Consider the following 2,018-nt stretch of genomic DNA (forward strand, 5'->3'; position numbering starts at 1 on the left):
ATTTCTGCCAAAGCCTCTGGTATCCTCAAGCCCGAATACGATCTCCTTTGTACCGCATATTCTTCTCACATCCTCAACGAATGCGGCAAATTTGGAGGGCCTGTTTTCAAAGCCGACCTCGCCAAGCTTATTCATCCAGCAGTCGATAACCACCGCATAATGCATGTCTTTGTGCATGTCGATCCCGACAAAGCAGGTATTCCTTTTTTGATAAATCCTTATCCTCTCCTTTTCATCTGTCTCCACCACTCACACCGGCAACCTCAATTTAAGAGCGTTAGATTTTAGTTAGGGACATTTCCTGTAAGGAAGTGTCCCTTGACCTTGATCCTCGCAAGGAAACGCCAACCTATCCGTTCATAGTGTGACAAATTACGTGATTTCAGGCATCACGAGCCTTGGTTCATTTTTTGTTGTGTGTGATGTTAACTCTGGTACGGAAGGATTGCAAGCAGATTGTTGAAATGCCTGCAAGATAAATCAGAAAGAAAAAAACAGAGAAGAAAAAACATTTTCGTTTAATCTTTCTCTGTCTGTATCTGCTTTTATGATGTGTTTTTTATGATGTGCTTTTGTCAAATCCTCCGGGAAGTTTACCCCCTTATACCCCCCTCTGCCGCAAATTTTACCATAGAACAGATCCCCTGTAAATCCATGGTTCACTATGAACCATGGGGAGTATAAGCCGGTACAAGCCTGTTTATGCGTATACCGTCGGCATTGACAATACCGGCCGCTCCTGCGGAGGCTGCATGTTGAATTTGCACATAAATACGCTCGCTACCCGGCAATTGAATGCTTAACACTGTAAGCCGCTGTATGCGGCTGTGTCGCGTTTGGCAGCCGCCATAAGGTGTTTGCCCATTCGGTAAAAATGAAACCGCATTCGGCAGCTTTCTGAGAAAACGTGTTTACCTTCAAAATGCAGCCCCAAAATGTGCCTTCATCTCACCGGGTGAACCATGGGGTCGAAAATGGTGCAGGTTAAAGCACCGGGGTCGCTGAGCTTCCCCGGCACGAATCACATCAGCGCAATGCGGGCTGAGTGGCATGCAGGTATCTGGGTCGGATTTTCGGCATTTGGGTCAGCTTCGGGGTCATGCAGCGAGGAAAATCACACTTACCGCAGAAAAAGGAAGTCCAAAGCGGGGTCACAACCGGAGTTAGACTATGTCAACACGTTTGAAAGCACAAAGAAAGGCCACATCAGCCGAAAACTGTGTGACCATCCTCTTAATAATTATAATTCTTTAAATAGTTGTATAATTTTCTCTAGAACTGTCTGGTCTGTAGAGTATTTGAACTTCATAAAATGATCTTCATGGCTTCCGCTATTTGACCATATACAGACATATGACCAAACTTATCCATATCAAAAGTAATATATGCATCTGAATCACTATCGTTTATCTCGCAGCATCCCTTTAACTCCTTATGCATCTTAGTTAATTTTTCAAATATTGAGAGAAGTGCTTCTTTCGATATACAAAAATTCGATGTTCCAGAAAAATCACCAGATTTTACTCTAATTCTAAATGTAAAGTAATCTTCAACCGTATACAGATGTTCTACTATTAGCTCCTTACCTTCTAAATTTATTATCATGTTATCCTGTAACATTATTTAGCCTCCATCTGAGTTATTTGAACTTAAAATCATCAAAAGCACCTGTTATCTCATTGTAGTTAAAATGAATTGTAATATTTTTACCATCAGATGTTGTAATCACACGTTGCATTTTAGTCCAACCATCTGTACCTAGCCACCTTGAATCAGTCATTCCATTCTTCAACGGTACTGTAGTAGCATTTTCCAAAGGATTAGACATTACCTCTTTCATTGCAAGTTGTTCATTCAAATTATTAGCAACTGTACGACCTGTAGAACCTCTCCCTAAAACATTTACAGAGTTACCCGTTCCCTTAATCCTTGTTGTTAACTTACCTATAAATCTAACTAACGATTCTCCTAATTTTTGATAGAATCTTGGAGACATTTCAGGAAATGGTAGATCAACT

At 41.1% G+C, this 2,018-nt stretch carries 2 protein-coding genes and 1 pseudogene; all 3 read right to left on the reverse strand.

The window, feature by feature from the left end:
* Positions 1-249, reverse strand: a pseudogene (locus Q428_RS13825) (IS110 family transposase); the annotation flags it as partial.
* A 1,056-nt stretch (positions 250-1,305) separates the two neighbouring features.
* Positions 1,306-1,620: a hypothetical protein gene (locus tag Q428_RS13830; protein ID WP_201769307.1), complete on the reverse strand. Its 315-nt coding sequence runs from the start codon at positions 1,618-1,620 to the stop codon at positions 1,306-1,308.
* Positions 1,621-1,639: 19 nt separating this feature from the next.
* Positions 1,640-2,018 (reverse strand): hypothetical protein (locus Q428_RS16180; RefSeq protein ID WP_242847866.1); only part of this gene is annotated, 379 nt, incomplete at its 5' end.

The sequence above is a fragment of the Fervidicella metallireducens AeB genome (assembly GCF_000601455.1).
Classification (GTDB): domain Bacteria; phylum Bacillota; class Clostridia; order Clostridiales; family Caloramatoraceae; genus Fervidicella; species Fervidicella metallireducens.

Coding starts and splice junctions, on each gene's coding strand:
- Q428_RS13830 (WP_201769307.1), bottom strand. CDS start 1,620: ATGTTACAGGATAACATGATAATAAATTTAGAAGGTAAGGAGCTAATA.